This window comes from uncultured Campylobacter sp., assembly GCF_938030145.1.
Taxonomy (GTDB): Bacteria; Campylobacterota; Campylobacteria; order Campylobacterales; family Campylobacteraceae; genus Campylobacter_B.
Window position 1 is genome coordinate 1 of sequence record NZ_CALHGM010000014.1, and the last position, 17,417, is coordinate 17,417.

Annotated in this window: 12 protein-coding genes and 2 pseudogenes; 4 read left to right on the plus strand and 10 right to left on the minus strand. The window is 49.5% G+C overall.

From position 1 onward, the window contains the following. The 5 genes and pseudogenes from Q0323_RS03440 to Q0323_RS03460 form a co-directional block, all read right to left on the minus strand. Positions 1–1,355 (minus strand): annotated as a pseudogene (locus Q0323_RS03440) (hypothetical protein); the annotation flags it as partial. A gap of 717 nt (positions 1,356–2,072) precedes the next feature. Further along, the gene (locus Q0323_RS03445; RefSeq protein ID WP_298051511.1) at positions 2,073–3,332 is read right to left on the minus strand and encodes a pitrilysin family protein; all 1,260 of its coding nucleotides are present in this window, start codon (positions 3,330–3,332) and stop codon (positions 2,073–2,075) included. Between the two features lie 624 nt (positions 3,333–3,956). Further along, positions 3,957–5,006, minus strand: a complete 1,050-nt coding sequence (locus Q0323_RS03450; RefSeq protein ID WP_298051514.1) for a dehypoxanthine futalosine cyclase — start codon at positions 5,004–5,006, stop codon at positions 3,957–3,959. After that, entirely contained in the window at positions 4,999–5,541 is a 543-nt protein-coding gene (locus tag Q0323_RS03455) for an NfeD family protein (RefSeq protein WP_298051516.1), read from the minus strand. Before Q0323_RS03455 ends, Q0323_RS03450 begins: the two co-directional genes overlap by 8 nt. Next, positions 5,538–6,458 (minus strand): stomatin-like protein, encoded by a 921-nt coding sequence (locus Q0323_RS03460; protein WP_298043472.1) that lies wholly within the window; start codon positions 6,456–6,458, stop codon positions 5,538–5,540. The genes Q0323_RS03455 and Q0323_RS03460 overlap by 4 nt, the downstream gene beginning before the upstream one ends. A 118-nt stretch (positions 6,459–6,576) precedes the next feature. On the opposite strand from Q0323_RS03460, the gene Q0323_RS03465 reads away from it, so the two are divergent. After that, positions 6,577–7,767 (plus strand): MFS transporter, encoded by a 1,191-nt coding sequence (locus Q0323_RS03465; protein WP_298051519.1) that lies wholly within the window; start codon positions 6,577–6,579, stop codon positions 7,765–7,767. A 10-nt stretch (positions 7,768–7,777) separates the two neighbouring features. Here the strand turns inward: Q0323_RS03465 and Q0323_RS03470 are convergent, their stop codons facing one another. Then, complete coding sequence (locus tag Q0323_RS03470) at positions 7,778–8,929, minus strand: MFS transporter (RefSeq protein ID WP_298051522.1); 1,152 nt, start codon at positions 8,927–8,929, stop codon at positions 7,778–7,780. 355 nt (positions 8,930–9,284) lie between these two features. Between Q0323_RS03470 and Q0323_RS03475 the strand changes: the two genes are divergently transcribed. Continuing rightward, on the plus strand, positions 9,285–9,437 hold the full coding sequence (locus Q0323_RS03475) for a hypothetical protein (protein ID WP_298051525.1): 153 nt from the start codon (positions 9,285–9,287) through the stop codon (positions 9,435–9,437). Positions 9,438–9,441: 4 nt separating this feature from the next. Here Q0323_RS03475 and Q0323_RS03480 read toward each other — a convergent pair whose 3' ends face one another. From Q0323_RS03480 to murJ, 4 genes and pseudogenes are all read right to left on the minus strand, one after another. Then, a complete protein-coding gene (locus Q0323_RS03480) occupies positions 9,442–11,163 on the minus strand; it encodes an ABC transporter ATP-binding protein (protein ID WP_298051527.1) in 1,722 nt (573 codons plus the stop codon). Positions 11,164–11,475: 312 nt separating this feature from the next. Further along, positions 11,476–11,733, minus strand: coding sequence for a hypothetical protein (locus Q0323_RS03485; RefSeq protein ID WP_298051530.1), 258 nt, complete (start codon positions 11,731–11,733; stop codon positions 11,476–11,478). Positions 11,734–12,346: 613 nt separating this feature from the next. Continuing rightward, positions 12,347–13,798, minus strand: a pseudogene (gene cysS, locus Q0323_RS03490) (cysteine--tRNA ligase); the annotation flags it as partial. After that, on the minus strand, positions 13,785–15,182 hold the full coding sequence (murJ, locus tag Q0323_RS03495) for a murein biosynthesis integral membrane protein MurJ (protein ID WP_298051532.1): 1,398 nt from the start codon (positions 15,180–15,182) through the stop codon (positions 13,785–13,787). The pseudogene cysS and the gene murJ, both read right to left, overlap by 14 nt. Positions 15,183–15,262: 80 nt before the next feature. On the opposite strand from murJ, the gene Q0323_RS03500 reads away from it, so the two are divergent. Both Q0323_RS03500 and Q0323_RS03505 read left to right on the plus strand, forming a co-directional pair. Next, positions 15,263–16,366, plus strand: coding sequence for an ABC transporter permease (locus Q0323_RS03500; RefSeq protein WP_298051535.1), 1,104 nt, complete (start codon positions 15,263–15,265; stop codon positions 16,364–16,366). After that, complete coding sequence (locus Q0323_RS03505; protein WP_298051537.1) at positions 16,363–17,133, plus strand: ATP-binding cassette domain-containing protein; 771 nt, start codon at positions 16,363–16,365, stop codon at positions 17,131–17,133. The genes Q0323_RS03500 and Q0323_RS03505 overlap by 4 nt, the downstream gene beginning before the upstream one ends. Positions 17,134–17,417: the final 284 nt, after the last annotated feature.

Below are 17,417 nucleotides of genomic sequence, written 5' to 3' on the forward strand. Positions count from 1 at the left end.
CGGCTTGAAGTTTGGATTGCTGCGGGTTGCGTGCCTGCGTTTTGAGTTTGGGCGGCTACGGGTTGCAAATCTGCAATTCGAACGTCTGAAGTTTGAACCGCTGCGGATTGCGTATCTACGCCTTGGGTGCTTAAATTTTGTTTTGCGACTGCGGCTTGCTCGGCTATGGACTGCTCGGGCGCGACATGAGTTAGCATGGGTTGCGCGGTCACAGCTCGAGTGTCTGCTGACCGTGCCATTGCTCGGGTGTCGTATACTAGATTTTTTGAAATTTTATCGCCGCTCGCCGCCGCGTCATTGTCGCTTTTGAGATCGTCTGAAATTTCATCTCTGTGCGCCTCGGCGCCGTATGCGGTAAGAAAATCCTCGTCGCTTTGAATGCTAAAATTTTCGTCGTTATAAATCTCTGCGCAGTGCGCCCGAGGCTGATCGCCGTCTAAGATTTCATCGCTCGCAATCTCGCCGTCACGGAGACTTGGGTGGGGCGAAGTCTCCGCGTCCTTTGGAATTTCGTCGTTTAAAATTTCATTCTCCGCACCGCGCTTTGCTTCGCAGGCAAAAACTCCGCCGCTTCGCGGATAGTTTGAAATTTTACCTTCAAAAATCTCATCATTTTGCGATCTGCCGTTTAAAATTTCAGCGGCGGCGGAGTTTTGCGAGCTTGAAATTTCGCCGTTATCTAAAATTCCGTCGTCATTTAAAATTTTATCACTGCTTGAAATTCCGCCATTTAAAATTTCACTGCCGCTTGGAATTCTGCCGCTGTTTGAAACGTCGTCGCGCTCGCCGAAATTTTCCGCGCCGCCCTCTTTGAGCTGCCTATTTAGCGCGGCTAGCATTCGCACGCTGCGCGGCGAGCTTTCGTGTAGCGCGAGCAGTACCGCCGCCTCGTCCGCGCGCAGCCCGCAGTCTAGAAGCGCGCCCGCGCTTAGATATTTTTTGATCAGCTTTTGCGCCGCGGCGTCGCTCAGCGCGGCTTTGTATTTGGGCGCGATCCTGCCCGGCTCGCTTACGATTTTTGGGTTTACGAACTGCCACGAGCCGAAGTTTTCGTCGCATTTGCCGTGGATGAAAAATTTTTTACCGCGCTTGAAGGCGCCGAAGTGCCAGTTTTTGGCGTTGAAGATCACGATTTTGATCTCGCGCTCCCAGTTGAGGCAGTGCGCCGTGACGATGAGCATCGAGCCGCGCCTGTGCTGGAAGAGGCACTCGACCTCCGCCGTGCTCTCGCCCGCGCACGGCGCGTCCCCCACGCTCAGATCGTCGAAGCTTTTGGGCAGAAGCAGCGCCATATCCAAAAGCGTCGTAATGCCCGCCTTTTGCAGCGTCGCCGCGTCTTTTGCTTCAAAAATCAATTTTCATCCTTTAAATTTGATAGGCGCTAAGCCCTTGCGCTGTGAAATTTTATGCGCCGAAGCGAAATCGTCCGCCTAAATTTGATCGAAATTCTATGCGCCGCATCGAACGCTCACTTAATTTTATTCAAAATTTTCGCCCATTGCGGCAAATTTGCTCGCCGACTGTGCCTGTAAATTTTACTCGTTTGCGCGTATTTTGTTTGGCAACCGCGTCTTTGCGGTGCGCACCTCGTTTTAAAACAGAGCGCGAGCGCTTTTAATTTCACGGCGCGATTTGCGAACATGGACTTGGCGCCGCTCGTGAAAGCCCAAGTCGCGACTTTAATTTTCGCAGCGCGATTTGTGAACCGCAAAAATTCAATTACGGCAGCCGTCACTCCGCGCCTTTTTAAATTTCACGGCGCGGCTTACAAACGGTGTGCGAAATCGGGCTTTGATTTTGTGCGCTAAAATTTTACCGAGCCGCGCACGGCGCCTTTAAATTTAGCCGCCCTTATAAGGCTCGCAAATTTAGCCGTTCTTGTAAGCCCCACAAATTTTAGCGCGACGCAAACGCGGTTTTAAATTTAAACGCACAAGCCGTCCGCAAGCGGAGCGAAAAAGTAAAATTTAGCGCCGTTCGCGCCTTAATATCGTCCGCGCCGCTTTACAAATTTTAAAATTTACCCAAATTTTAGGCCGGTCGCAGGTATACACTCGCTGTGCCGCGACGGACTAAATTTTAAGCCCCTTTTTCGCGGCGGTCTCGTCGCAAATGACGGAAAAGCTTAGGTTTGTAATCTCATCGTGCGACTTGATGAAATCGTTGAGCGCCCCGAGTTTTAGCGTCTCGATGCGCTTTAAATTTCGCTCGAACTCACCGAATGCGTAGCCCTTGTAATATTCGCTCTGCGCGATCGCCGCGCGCTTAAACATCGTCTCTTTTTGCAGCACGGCGCTTCCGATCAGGAATTTTTTTGCGCTTTTCAGCTCCGCTTCGCTCACGCCCGATGCGATAAATTTCGCGATCTCCTCTTTTACGAGCGTGGCGGCGTTTTGCAAATTTTCGTTTTTGGTCTGCAGATAGCCCCAAAACTCGCGGCGGCTAAGCTCAAAATCGCCGCGCGCATAGACTGAGTACGCAAGGCCGTGCTTGACGCGGATGCGCTCCATCAGCCTGCTGCCGAAACCGCTGCTTCCGAGCACGAAAAGCGCGGTGTTTGCGATGAACTCCTGCTCCTTTGGCAGCGTAAAGGGCGCGCCGAAGTAGATGTAGGCCTGCTGCGTCTGCTCCTTTTGGATCTTTATCTTTTTCGCATCGCTCGGCGTGAAAAACGGCAGCTCGCGCTTTTCGCCGCTTGCAAAAAGGCTTAAAATTTCCGCGATTTTCGGGTTTTTATCGCTTACGTCGCCGCATAAAACGACGTATAAATTCTCTAAACTCAGCGAGGCGAAAAACTCCCGCACGTCCTTCATAGTGATCCGCTCTATGCTCGCCTCGTCGCCTATGAGCGGCTGAGCGAGCCTCGTGCGCGGATACAGAAGCGCTTTTAGGTTGCACGTCGCGATGTAATCAAACTCGCTTTTTAGCACGGCGATCTCGCCTATGGTTTGCATTTTTAGCTTTTCTAGCACCGAGGGCGTTAGATTGGGCTCTTTAAGCAGCTCTCGCAGCATGTCTAGGCCAAAATCGAAGTGCTCTTTTAGGCAGTTTAGCTGGATGCCGAAGGTTTCAAAATTGCTCGCGGCGCTGATCTCGACCGCGCGGATATCGAGCTTGCGGTGAAATTCGCTCACTCCCAGCGTCTTTGAGCCCTCGCCCAAAACGCCCGCGCAGATGCGCGCAAGGCCCAGGGTCTTCTCGCTCACCGCGCCGCTTGCTTTAAAAATTAACTTGAAGCTCGCCACCGGCAGCGAATCGTCGAACTGATACAAAAAGTCGATTTTGGCGCTCTTGCCGCCTTTGATTTTAAGTGAAATCTCTTTTTTTTCCATCGTTTTCCTTTATAAAATTTTTAAATTTTATCGCTCTTGCAGGCGCGGTTTTAAAATTTTGGCGCAGCCGCGCCGCTCTAAAAATTTTCGTCGGGGGCTCGCTTCTAAAATTTCACGCTAGGGCAGTTTTGCCCGTCCTGCTTTAAAATTTGAAATTTAATTGCGCCGCGTTTTTGTAAAATTTCAGCACCCCAAACAGCGCGTCGCCGCAGTGCATTCCAGCTATGAGGTGAAATGTATTCGCTAATGCCTAAACGGGGCGCATTACCGCTGCCAAACATACAGCTCTGCGGCGTATCGAAACCGCAATATGTTTTGTCGCCGCAAACGCGGCAAGCGCCTTCACAAAATGCCTTCTGTGCGCCGTCTCCGTCGCATTGATCTCGCGGCGTATAATTTCGCGTCCGCAAAATTTTAAGGCAAAATTCCGTAGCGAAATGAAATTTTACCGTGCGAATTCCGCTTGCGCCCGTAAATTTAAGCCCATACCGATATCAAAATTTTAAATCCCGTTGCAAAATTCCACGATCGCAAAAATTCGCTATCTGTATTTAAGACAAATTTTACCGCTAAATTCGCGCCGTAAGCGCATAAATTTCTGCCGCAAACGCGCAAACCCCGCACTTAAGCGTACGTCTCCAAAATATCGTAGTTGGTGTTGCGCTTGGCGGGTATTTCGCCTACGTCGCGGATCAGCGCTATCATCTCGTCCTTGCTCATCCGAAAGCTCGCGCCCGCGGCCTTTACGACGTTTTCCTCCATCATCGTGCTTCCAAGATCGTTCGCGCCGAATTTCAGCGCCAACTGCCCGATGTAGCTACCCTGCGTGACCCAGCTGCTTTGGATGTTTTTGAAATTATCCAGAAATAGCCGCGAGACGGCGAGCAGGCGCAGGTAGCGGTTCGGGCTTTGCTTTTTGATCTCTGGATGCTCGCGTAAAAGGCGAGTGTTCTGCCCCTGAAAGCTCCATAAAATGAACGCTCGAAAGCCGCCCGTGCGGTCTTGCAGCTCGCGGATTTTATCCCAGTGCTCTACGATCTCGCGCGTGCTTTCCAGCGTGCCGAACATCATCGTGGCGGTCGTTTTCATACCGATGCCGTGCGCCTCCTCGTGCACTCTAAGCCACGTGACGCTGTCGCTTTTACGCGGCGCTACGAGGTCTCGCACGCGGTCGTTTAAAATTTCGGCTCCGGCTCCAGGCATAGAGTAAAGCCCCTTGGCTTGCAGTCTGCGAAGCACTTCGAGCGTGCTGATGCCGCTAAGGCGCGCGATATAATCGATCTCGATCGCCGAGAAGCCGTGGATCGTGATGCTCGGGTAATTTTTGTGGATGAACTCCACGAGATCCTCGTACCATTCGATTTTCAACTTCGGATGGACGCCGCCTTGAAATAAAATTTGCGTGCCGCCCACGGCGATGAGCTCCTCGATCTTTTCGCTAATCTGCTTAAAGCTCAGCACATAGGCATCCGCGTCGCTTGCGTGGCGATAAAATGCGCAAAATTTGCAATCTACCATGCAGGCGTTGGTGTAGTTTATGTTTCGATCGATGATGAAGGTCGTGACGCGCTCCGGGTGCAGCTCGCGCTTGCGCGCAAACGCCGCGCGCCCAAGCTCGTTTAGATCGGCGTGCTCGATTAGCTCTAGCGCCTCATCGGCGCTCATTCTAGCCATTGGCTCCCTTTAAATTTGCATCGCTTGCGGCGGCGTTAGAATTTTTATCGTCGGCACTCGTGCTGTCCGCGTCGCTTAAATTTGCGTCGCCGTTATTTAAATTTACGCCATCTGCGCCGCTAGAATTTCGACTGCTATCTTTTTTAACCACGATTTGTCCGTTTTTTACGCCTAAAATTTCGACTCGGTCGCCCTCGTTAAGATCTGAAATTTCATCGCTTTTCCAAAACGTGCCTTTGAAATAGACCATGCCGTTTTTGATTACGCCGGTGCCGCTCTCGTCCAAAAAGTTATCCTCGTGTTTCTCTTCGGGTTTGAAAAAGCGCGATTTTAGCGGTCTTTTAAGTGCGATTAGAAGCACGAAAGAGAGCACGAACGAAAGTAGAATTTGTACGTCCCAATCAAGGTGAAAGCCGAAGCTCAAAAGTCCCGTGATGAAAAATCCGGCGCTGAAAAATATAAAGGTAAAATCCATCACCAAAAGCTCGACGATCGCCAAAATCACGCCGATTATGATAAAAATCAGCGCGTTCATTTGAGCTCCTTCGCGCCGTTTTTGCCGAGGAATTCTTTAAGCACGCTAAGAGAGCCGATCAGCTCGCTCGTTTCGTAAGGGATCAAAATTTTATCCTTGCTCGGGTTTTTGGACAGCTCGCTAAAAGCGTTTACGCGACCCTGCGCGAGCAGGTATTCCGCCGCAAAGCTGGAAGCGCTCATCGCTAAATTTATGCTATCCATCGCGTCTTTTTGACCTTGCGCGAGCGCGATCTGCTCGTATTTTTTCGCATCCGCCATACGCTCGATCGCCTCGGCTTCGAGAACCTTCTCCTGCTTTAGCGCCTCGGCGTTTCGGATGAGGGCCGCTTTTTCAGCCTCGGCTTTAAGCTCGATCGCGCGCTTTTCACGCTCGGCTTTCATCTGCATATTCATCGCCTCTTCGATGCCGTGCGGTACCGAAATTTCGGAAATTTCCACGCGCATGATCTTTACGCCCCAGTTATCAGCGGCATCGCCCAGAGCGATTTGTAGCTTGGAATTTAGCTGATCGCGCGAGCTAAGCGTGCTGTCTAAGCTCATCTCGCCGATCGCGCTACGTAGCGTCGTCATCGCTAAATTTGAAATCGCGCGGCGATAATCCTCGACGTTGTAAAGCGCCATCTTACCGTCGATGACCTTCAAAAATACGATACCGTCGACGCTTATGTTGACGTTATCTTTGGTGATGACTTGCTGCTTGCTGATGTCCACGAGCTGCTCGCGAACGCTCATCTTCGCGCGCACCGCGTCAAAAAACGGCACGATGATGTGAAAGCCGCCGTCGAGCACCTTATGAAAGCGACCTAGCCGCTCGATGATTAAAATTTCCGATTGAGAGACGATCTTGACCCCCATCTTTAGAATTGCTGCGATGAGGACGCAAAATACTATTACCGTAGTTACGAACCCTTCCATTTTCACTCCTGAATTAAAATTTCGCAATTATAGCATTTTTAGCTTATTTTGGCTTTTAAGGCGCGCCGTGATACAATTTCGCTAGATTTTTTATATTAAATTTACGGGATAAAATTTTATGATCAGATACATCGTGCTGCTTCGCCATTCGCGCAACTACCGACTGCTCTTTTCGGCGGGTTTTATATGTATGTTTGGCTTGTGGTTTTCGGTCGTTGGGGTCGCTACGCTGCTGATTGAGCTTGGCGCGCCGGTGTGGGCGATTACGGCGGTGGGCGTCGTTTCGTTCGTGCCGAATGTTTTTTTAGCGCCCATTAACGGTATCATCGTGGATAAATTTCAACCAAAGCCGCTGATGACGGCGATGTTTATAACCGAGATGATCAGTATTTTCATGCTGATTTTTATCGATAGTTTGGATTATCTGTGGCTGCTGCTTCTGATTGTGGTCGTGCGAAGCGTCGCAGGCACGCTGTTTTTTCAGACCGAATCCTCCACGCTGCCGAAATTCCTAAGCCGCCCCTATCTAAAGCTTGCTAACGAGATGACGGGCATTATTTGGACTATCACCTATACTTTCGGCATGGCGAGCGCGGGTGTTTTTATCCACTATTTCGGCGTGCGAGCGGCGTTTATTTTGGATTTTTGCTTATACGTTTTTTCGTTTTTCATCCTGCTGCGGCTAAATTTCAAAGACCTTGCAAAAAACGCGCCAGGGCCCGTGTTTAAGATGCTCAAAGAGGGCTTTTCTTACTTGCGCTCGCACCCTTTGGTCGTGCATCTCATCGTCCTTCACGCCTTCGTCGCCGTCACTACTTACGACAATCTCATCGCGCTTCTTGCGAAATACCGCTACAAAGAGATTTTAAGCGCCTCGCTAGTCATCGGGCTTATGAATATGTCGCGCTCGGCGGCTGCATTTTTCGGGCAGATATGGCTAAGCAAGATCGTTAATAAACATACGTTTTTTTGGCTATTGCTGGGGCAGTTTGCGGGCATCGCGCTGTGGGCGGTGCTGGAGTTTAACTACTGGCTTTCGTTTGCGGGGATGATCGCGGCGGGATTTTTCATCACGACGGTGTGGTCGTATTCTTTTACGCAGCTGCAAAACCACGTCGATAGGGAGTTTTTCGGGCGCGTCATCGCCTACAACGACATGGCGTATTTCATCGTCGCCACGCTCGTGTCGGCTGCGATCGGATTTTTTTTCGAGCTTGGATTTTCGCTTTCGCAAATCACCTTCGGCATGGGCTTTATGTTTGCAATCGCGGCGTTTTATTATAAATTTTTGATCTATGAAAAAATTTAAAATCCGGACGCTATCTTTTCGGCGCGATCTCGGGGCGGAAGATAGCAAATACGAATAAAAAGCTCATCGCCGCGAAAAATACCCAGATAAAGCCGTTCGCACCTAAAAATTTCATCATCGCGCCGATGATCAAAGGCGAGCATAGCGATGCGCTCGAATAGATAAAAAGCATCGCCGCAGAAATTTGCACGCGAGATGCGCCCTCGCCGGTGATGGAGTCGTTTGCGCGCGCGATGGCGAGCGAATATAAAGGAAAGGCGCCGAATCCTAACATCAGCGCAAGTGCGCACGTTAGGATGAAGCTTTTGGCAAAAAATAGCGCCGCGCAGGAAGTAAGACCCACGACGCAAACTATCATTATGGCGCGTTTGCGACCGAACTTATCTGAAATAGTGCCGCAGACGAGCTGCGCTAAGAAGCCTCCTGCCATCGCCGATCCCATAAATGCACCCACCGAGCCCACTCCAAGTCCCGCGCTTAGCACGAAAACGCTCGCCATCGAAAAAAAGCCGTTAATCAAAATGCCCGCGCAAACCACCGTCGCAAACGCAAGCGGCGGTACGATCGAAATTTGCGGCATCGAAACTCGCATGCGAGCGGGAACCCTAGGAGGGTTGAAGCGGATTAAATTTACCGGCAGCAGCGCTAGGATGATGAAAAATGCGCTTAGCACGAAGACCTTCATCGTTCCGAAATTTAGCGCTAAAATTATAACTCCTATCGCAAACGCGCCGTAAAAAACCGCTTCGTAGATCGCCAGCACGCGGGAGCGGATAGCGTTTGTGATCTTTGAGTTAATCCAGCTTTCGATTATCATCAAAAGCGCGTAGTAGCAAAAGCCCAAAATGAAGCGCAAAATCGCCCAATACACGAGGTTTGAGCCAAGATCATGCAGCATTGCGGCAATTCCGAAAAGCGCCGTAAAGACCGCATACGCCCGCACGTACGAGAGCGCGCCGATTATCGAAGGCACGAAAAAGCCGCTAAAGATCGCCCCTAAAAAGAAAAATGCAGAAATTAGTCCGATCTCAAGCTCGCTGTGGCCGGATTCTTTTAGCATGATGCCCGCGCTTGCGATGACTAGCGCGTCGCCGATAAACATAAAGAAAATCCCCAGAAATAGGGGGCTTAGCGAGCGTGCTGCGCGCATGGATTCAAACAATGACTTTCCCTTGGAATTAAATTTGGCGTATTGTAGCCTTTTATTGATTAAAGCTCGGTTTTTATATAAAAATATTTGAAAAATTTCGATTCAGATAGAGATTTTAAAAAGATGCGAAAATTTATAAAGGAAAATAAAGCCAAAATTTTATTGCAGATGCCGAAGATCAAGTACAGGTAACGCGCCGAAAAGCCCAGCGTGCGATAAAATTTTACCGCAGCGGTTTTAAAACAGCACGAGCTTTTAAATTTTAGAGGCGGCTCGTAACGAAGCGCTAAAATTTTAAGATAAATTTTTAATCCAAACGTTAAAGCTCTAGCAGTCGTGCCTCGTCGCACCAAAGAGTCGAGTTTTATTGAAAAGCCCTGCGGCCGAAGCGGCGATCCGCGCGGCTAAATTTAAAGGTAAAATTTCAATCTTTGCGGATAAATTTATGCGGTTTACTTCAAAACTAAAAATTCAAAATTTCATAGAGCAAAACCGGGGCGCAAAAGGGGCAGAATTTTAAAGCTCTAGCCGTTTTGCATGATCCCCTTTAGGCTGCGATACTCCTCGCACTCGCCCGCTAGCTTCGCGTCGGTGCCGATAGCGAGGATGCGGCCGTTTTTCATCACGGCGATATTATCGGCGCGCTCGATCGTGGAGAGGCGGTGAGCGATTACAAAGACGATTTTGCTTTGTTTGATCTTTTCGATGACGTTTGAGATCTCCTTTTCGCTTGCGTTATCCAGCGCCGAAGTCGCCTCGTCGAATATTAAAATTTGCGGGTCCTTATACAGCGCGCGCGCGATGGCGATACGCTGGCGCTGCCCGCCGCTAAGGTTTGCGCCGAACTCGCTAAGCACGGTGTAAATTCCATCCTTCATCGAGCTTACGAACTCATAGGCGTTGGCGAGCTTCAGCGCCTCTATGACGCGCTGCTCGTTAAATTCCGCTCCGTAGCTTACGTTTTGTGCGATCGTGTCGTTGAAAATATAGACGCGCTGGCTTACCAGGCCGATGTTTTCGCGTAGGCTAGGGATACTAAACTCGCCGATCTCGTCGTTTCCGTTGAATAAAATTTTACCGCTGTTTGCGTCGTAAAAGCGCATCAGTAGGTTCACGACCGAGCTTTTGCCGCCGCCGCTGTTTCCGACGAGCGCTAAAATTTCGCCCTTTTTGACGCTGAAGCTTATATCTTTCAGCGCCGCCTTGTCGCCGTAGTTTAGCGACACGTCGCAAAAGCTCACCGAGCCGATCTCGCCCATCTGCTTTCCGCCTCCGACGATCGTAGGCTCCAAGTCGATCAGCTCAAATGTCCGCTCGCTCGCTGCGATGGCGTCTTGCATGTTGTTGTATAGCGAGGAGACCTTTTTTATCGGGGTGTAGACCATAAAAAGCGCCGTAAGGAAGCTAAAAAAGCTGCCGATGCTCATTTGACCCGCAATGACCTCCTGCCCTCCGACGATGATCACCACGGCGATGCCCACTGCGCCTAGCATCTCCATGATCGGGCTTACCAGACACGTCGTTACGACCGCCTTTAAATTTAGACCGAAAAATTTCCTGTTTTCGGCGTTAAATTTCTCCACTTCGAAGCTCTCGGCGTTGCTTGCTTTGACGATTTCGATGTTGGAGTAAATTTGACTGAGCGCTGAGGAGATATCGGAGGTTTTTTCTTGAGACTCGCGCGAAATTTTTTTCATCCGCTTTGCAAGGCGTGAGAGCGGATATATCGCGCACGGAAAGACCACGAGCGCGAAAAACGAAAGCTTTGGGCTCTGATAGATCACGACGCCTAAAAGCCCCAAAATCGTAATGATTTGCGTGAAAAAATCGGGGATCATATTCGAAACCACGACGCGGATACGCTCGATGTCGTTGATCGTGCGGCTGATGAGCTCGCCCGTGCGGAAGCGGTTGAAAAAATCCACGTCCAGTCGCACGAGGCTTGCAACGAGTCTATCACGGAAGCGGCGCACCGTGTCTTGACCGATGAAGGCGGTGAAGTAGTTTTGCATAAACGCGCCGCCGCTTTTCATCGCGAAAACCACGATGATCGCCATCGGAAGCGTATAGAGATACGGCTCGTTTTTTTCGACGAAAATTTTATTTAAAACGGGCTCGACCAGCTTCGCGCTCGCAGCAGTCGCCACGCTCGTCATTACCATACCCAAAATCGCCAATGCAAACTGCGGCTTGTAATCCCTAAAATAGGGCTTAAAGCGCGATAGTAAAGTTTTAAAGCCGTTCAAATGCAATCCTTTTTTATAAAATTTTTAAAATTTAAAATCTCAAAATTCTTGAAATTTTAGAATTTAAAATTTCTGAAATTTTGTAATTCTTAAAATTTCAGGAATTTTCAACTTCGAAATTTCTAAAATTTTAGGAATTTAAAATCCCAAAATTCCTGAAATTTTAGAATTTCGGCCGCGAGGCAGCACAAATTTACGCTACGGCGCGGGACCAATTTGCGCTTCGCAAGCTCACTAAATCAACTCGCTCGCATGCGGCGACCGTGCGGACGACGCCGAGATTTAGCTTTTTTGTTTGCCGCGTTCGAAGCATTAAGCGCTTAAAGCAAGCGAGTTTTTATTTGTCGCGATCTCCAAACGCTTTCGCACGCCATTTTTAAAACGCTGAACGCTTTGAGACGCCATAAAGCGCTCAAAGGCCGTATCGTAATATACATCGCGTATCACGACTTCACATCGCCGCGCTGCATTGCGCTTTTGCGCCACCGCACCGCCGAATGAAAATCGCAGCCTGTCTTGTGGCTTTGCCGCTACATCAGCCGTATCGACAAATGAAATCGCGACTTTCATCGCTACGCACTATGTACGATATCGCCGAATAAAAATCGCGCGGAAATTTGTGCGTCGCCGCAGCGTATTCAACTGTACCTAGTCGCGTTAAAATTTACGCACAGGCTGCCGCAGTGTTACTTTCACTGCGCTGCATCGTAACTCTGCACGCCAATTGTCATAAAAATAGCACTGAAATTTACGCTCAGACGAGCCGTAGCGTTGCCGCTATACCGCGCTATATCGCGCCACCGTATCAGCTGCGCCGACGAATGAAAATAGCGATCCACCTCGCGCTTCTGTCGCCGCGTCGTGCTGTACATCGCATCGCTCCTGCACCGTATCGCCGAATAAAAATTGCACCGAAATTATGCACGGCCGCCGCAATGCTACCGCCGCACCGCCGAATGAAATCGCACTAAAATTTACGCGCATATTAGCGTTCGGATTTACGTCTCGAATAGTAAAAATCACAAAATTTAGCGTAAAATTTTATGCTAAATTTTACGTTTTACTCTGCTGCGACCTCCCAAACGGTGCCGCTAGCCGTATCCATCACTTCGATCTTCATATCCGTAAGGCGCGCCCTGATGGCATCCGCGCTCGCAAAGTCCTTTTCCGCCTTCGCCTGCGCGCGCTGTTTTATCAGCTCCTCGATCTGTACCCTCTGCTGCTCGCTCACGCCGAAGCGAAAGTATTCGGTCTCATCCTCATATAAAATTCCAAGGGTCTGCTTCGCAAACTCCAAATTTGCGGCGATCTGAGCCTTTAGCGCCTTGTCTTTTGGCGCGCGATCTAGCGCTTCATTCGCGCTTGCTACGAAGTTACCTAGCACCGCAAGCGCGCCTGAGGTGTTAAGATCATCGCTTAAAAACTCCATCATCTCCGATCTAAATTTAGCCTCCACGGCGGGCAGCTCAGACGCAGAATTTTTAGGCTTGGAATTCGGCGCCGCGCTTGAGCTTAAACTTTGAGATCCGCTCGAAGTTAAATTTCGCCCCGCATCCCCGCAGGTCTGCGCAGAACTCGCGGATGAAATTTGCGCGGTATGTTCAGATACGCATGTCACGGAATTTTGCCCTGCAGCAGGAGCTAAAACGTCGCGGACGCGCTTTTTAAGGCGGTAAATTTTATCGAGCCTCTTTTTGCTCGCAAGCAGATCGGTCACCGAATAATTAAAATTTGCCCTGTAATGCGAGCTTAAGAGATAAAATCTCAGCGCCTCGCCGGGTGCGATTTTTAGAGCATCTCCTACAAAAAACGAGTTGCCGAGGCTCTTGCTCATCTTTTCGTTATTTACCTGCACGAAGCCGTTGTGAAGCCAGTATTTGCTTAACGCTCTATGGCGAGCGCAGCGGCACTGTGCGGCTTCGTTTTCGTGATGCGGGAAGAGCAGATCGGCGCCGCCTGCGTGAATGTCAATGCAAAATTGCGGATCGTCGCTATCAAGGTGCGCCAAAATCATCGCGACGCACTCGCTGTGCCAGCCCGGGCGCCCTTTGCCAAACGGGCTATCAAACCAATTCTCGTCAAATTTCCACAGCACGAAGTCCTTCTCGTCGTGCTTGGCATCGTTTGAGGCGACGCGGGCGATGTTTTTGCCGGCGCCCTCTTTTTTACCGCTAAGGCTTAGATAATCCCCGTCCTTGCGCGTGTCGAAGTAGATGCCGTCACCCGCGATCTCGTAGGCAAAGCCTTTTTGAAGAAGCGAGGATATGAGCTCGCAGATCGCGGCGATATTTTCGGTCGCCTTGGGCGAAATGCTCGCGTCCGCGACGTTTAGCGCGCTCATATCCTGCAAATATCTGCGGGTATAAAGCTCCGTGATCTCCCCCAGACTCTTACCGGTTTCCGCCATCTTTTTTAAAATTTTATCGTCGATGTCGGTAAAATTTCGCGCAAATTTAACCTCATAGCCCTCTGCTTGCAGTACGCGGCGCAGCAGATCGAAGCTCACGGCGCTCTTTGCGTGCCCCAAATGCGCATCGTCATAAACGGTCGGGCCGCAGGCGTAAATGCGCGCCAGCCCCTCGCTAATGGGCTTAAAAGGGAGCTTCTTTTTGCTCAAACTATCATAAATTACCATAATACAAGCCTTTTAAAATGTATAAAATCGCCGCTTCGCCCGCACAAAGCGCCGCGATCGCAATAATTTTTTTTGCGCGGATTATAGCCAAAAAGTTATTAAATCCAAAAAAATAGAGGTTGAAGCCGAACAGAAACGCTCCCGTTATCGTGCTCGCAAACGCAAGCCCCACTGCTCCGAAGGGTTTAAAAAACAGCGCGCACAAAGCGACGTTTATAAAGACGCACCAGATCGAAATTTTCGCGCTTAGCTTCTGCTTCATGTTCGCATATAGCCAGTGCGAAAAAATCCTAGACAGCCCAAACGGCACGAGCCCTACCATATATGCGCCGAGAACCGCGGCGCATTCGATAGAATTTTGACGGGTAAATTCTCCGCGCTCAAACAGCAGCTGCGTGATCTCATTTCGCAGCATCACGCCGCCTATCGCAGAGAGCCCGAGCAGCGTCAAAAGGAAGTAAAATCCGCGCTCCACGAGCGCCAGAGCCTGCGCTTCGTCGTGAGCTTTTACGAATTTGCTCATGCGCGGAAAGATTGCCGTGCTAAGCGCGATCGCAAAAAGCGCAAGCGGCAGCTGAAATATGCGGTTGGCGTAGTAAAGATAGCTGATACTGCCGCTAGCAAGGAAGCTCGCAAAAAAGGTATCTATAAACGAGCTTAGCTGAAGCGCCGACGCACCGAGCACGCCCGCGAAAAAATTTTTATAAAAGCCCTGCGTCTGCGGTTTATCGCCTCGTGCGAGCCTCGCAAAGCCGCCGGCTAAGACGCGCAGCATGCCGGTGAACTTCAGCGCATAAACATGCACCGCAAGCTGTAAAAGCCCGCCCGCTACGACGCCGAAGCTAAGATAGAGCACCGCCGTGGCGCCGTCCTTACCGCGAGCTAGCAGAAGCGCCGCGATCATCGCTAAATTTAGAAGTGCGGTCGAAAACGCCGTCGTAGCGAAGTGGTCGCGATACTGAAGCAGCGAGGCAAAGAGCGTAACGACGAAGATAAACGTGAGGTAGAAAAAATTTATCCGCACGTAGGGCACCGCAAGACCGATCTGTTCGGCGCTAAATCCGTATGCCAAAACTTTAGTAAAAACGGGTGCGGCGAGCAGCACGAGCGCCGTTAAAAGCGCGATGAAAACGCTAAATTTAATAAGCACCGCTGCGGCAAAAATTCCTTTTTTGCGCGCGGCGGTAAAGCTGGGCAAAAACGCCTGCGTAAAAGCTCCCTCGCCGAATAGTCTGCGGAAAAGATTAGGCAGTTTAAACGCTACGAAAAATAGATCGCTGTAAATTCCCGCGCCCAAAACCGATGCGGTAAGCAGGTCGCGCACGAAACCCAAAACTCGCGAAACTAGCGTGCCTGCGCTATTTGTAAAAAAGCCTCTGAGCATAAATCTCCATTAAATTTTATAAAATGCCAAGGTTGATTATATTATAATTTCCCCTATTTTTTGATTTTGGAGAGAAATTTTTGCGGAATTTAGCCTTTTCGCTCGAAAGCTCGGGCGGAAAAAACACCTTATCGCTACGCGGGCAGTGGAACTACAAAAGCTCGCGCGCCCAGCTGCTTGCACTAAAAAAAGCGGTAAAAAATCTAGACGAGCTGGAGCTAAGCTTAAGCGAAATTTCAAATTTAGACTATTTCATGGCGCTGATGATCAAAAACGCCCTTGCCGGTAAGCGAGTCAGCCTTGTGGAGGATAACTGCAAAGCTGCTAAAATTTTAAGCTTTATGGATGATAAAACGATCGATTTTAGCTACGTACCCGAATCTCGCAGGCTAAATTTTTTAGCGCAGATCGGACTTTATTGCCATCTTGGAATTCTAGGCTTGCTAAGCCTTGCTAGCTTTTTGGGCGAGTTTTTCTCCAAACTCGCGGCTTTTATAATTCATCCGATGAAATTCCGCTTCAAAGAAACCGTAAATTTTATCAAAGATAGCGGCATAGACGCACTTTTCATCGTCTCATTGACGGCATTTTTAATTGGTATCGTGCTTGCTTACATAGGCTCGGATATGCTTTCTAAATTTGGCGCCAGCATCTATATCATCGATATAATGGGCGCTTTGACGCTCCGTGAAGTAGCGCCTCTAATCGCTGCTATTGTTATCGCAGGTCGTTCGGCTTCGAGTTTTACGGCGCAGATCGGCGTGATGAAGATCACCGAAGAGATCGATGCGATGAGGACGATGGGCTTTGATCCGTTTTATTTTCTTGCGATGCCGCGCATTATCGCGATGGTACTAATCATGCCGCTAGTCATTTTTATCGCAGATTCGGTAAGTATTTTTGCTCAGATGATCGTGTGTGACGCGTATTTAGACATAGCCTTTAGCGATTATTTGGATAGATTTAAGGCTTCTGTAGAGCTTAGGCATTTTTTAGTAGGTGTGATTAAAGCGCCGTTTTTCGGGGCATTCATTGCTATCATCGGCTGCATGCGGGGTTTCGAAGTAAAAGGAAACACCCAAAGCATCGGCGAATACACCACTATTAGCGTCGTAAACGCGATATTTTGGGTCATTGCGATCGACGCGGTATTCGCGGTTCTGTTTTCGGAAATCGGGCTATGAGCGAGCAAGCGCAGTCTAGCGAAACCTCCAAAATCATAGTCGCGCGCGATGTTACTACCGCGTACGGATCGCGCGTTATGCACGATTGCGTGAGCTTTAGCGTCAAAAAGGGCGAAATTTACGGCTTTTTAGGTGGCAGCGGCAGCGGCAAAACGACGCTGATGAAAACTCTCATATTTTTAAAACGTCCGCAAAGCGGCGAAATTAAAATTTTCGGGCGCGATATTTGGCGCGCAAGCGAAGCAGGGCAAAACGAGATCCGCCTAAAATGCGGCGTGATGTTTCAGTTCGGCGCGCTTTACAGCTCGATGAGCGTGCTCGAAAACGTAGGCGTGCTGCTGCGCGAATACTCTAAATTTAGCGAGCGCGAGATAGATGAGCTATCGATATTTTGGATTCAAAAGGTGGGGCTTAAAAAAGAGGCCGCCGCGCTTAGGCCAAACGAGCTTAGCGGCGGTATGAAAAAGCGCGTGGCGCTGGCTCGCGCGCTGGCCCTAAGTCCTGAAATTTTATTTTTGGACGAGCCAAACTCGGGGCTTGATCCGCTCAGCGCCAGAGCCCTTGATAGGCTTGTTTGCGAGCTTAGAGATAGCCTCGGCGTCACGGTCGTTATGGTGACGCACGACGTGGATAGTATCTTTGACATTTTGGATCGGTTTTTGATTGTGGATAATCAAAAAATCGCTTTTGAAGGAAACATCGAGGAGATTTCAAACCTAGAAAACAACCCGCTCGAAGAGCTATTTAAGATGCGGCAAAGAGATTAAGCTTCGGAATTTACCGAGCTAAAATACAGCTCGCGGCGGGTAAAATTTAGATAGGTAGGAGCTGAAATTTTAAAATAGCAGCGGAAGAATTTTAAATTTTAAACCTAGCGAGGAATTCCGGGCTCCGCAGGGCTTAAATTTTAAAATTTAGACCTTAGCGGCTCAATCGAAATTTTAAAATTTAGGCGGGTCGTATTTAAGGGCGCATTTATTGGATAGCGCTTTTAAATTTTGAAATTTTAACGAGCAAACGGCGTTAAATTTAAATCGGGGCGGTAGAATTT

Excerpts from the sequence above, each read along its gene's own strand:
- Q0323_RS03445 (WP_298051511.1), bottom strand. The coding sequence starts at position 3,332 with ATGGAAAAAAAAGAGATTTCACTTAAAATCAAAGGCGGCAAGAGCGCC.
- Q0323_RS03450 (WP_298051514.1), bottom strand. The coding sequence starts at position 5,006 with ATGGCTAGAATGAGCGCCGATGAGGCGCTAGAGCTAATCGAGCACGCC.
- Q0323_RS03455 (WP_298051516.1), bottom strand. The coding sequence starts at position 5,541 with ATGAACGCGCTGATTTTTATCATAATCGGCGTGATTTTGGCGATCGTC.
- Q0323_RS03460 (WP_298043472.1), bottom strand. The coding sequence starts at position 6,458 with ATGGAAGGGTTCGTAACTACGGTAATAGTATTTTGCGTCCTCATCGCA.
- Q0323_RS03465 (WP_298051519.1), top strand. The coding sequence starts at position 6,577 with ATGATCAGATACATCGTGCTGCTTCGCCATTCGCGCAACTACCGACTG.
- Q0323_RS03485 (WP_298051530.1), bottom strand. The coding sequence starts at position 11,733 with ATGAAAGTCGCGATTTCATTTGTCGATACGGCTGATGTAGCGGCAAAG.
- murJ (WP_298051532.1), bottom strand. The coding sequence starts at position 15,182 with ATGCTCAGAGGCTTTTTTACAAATAGCGCAGGCACGCTAGTTTCGCGA.
- Q0323_RS03505 (WP_298051537.1), top strand. The coding sequence starts at position 16,363 with ATGAGCGAGCAAGCGCAGTCTAGCGAAACCTCCAAAATCATAGTCGCG.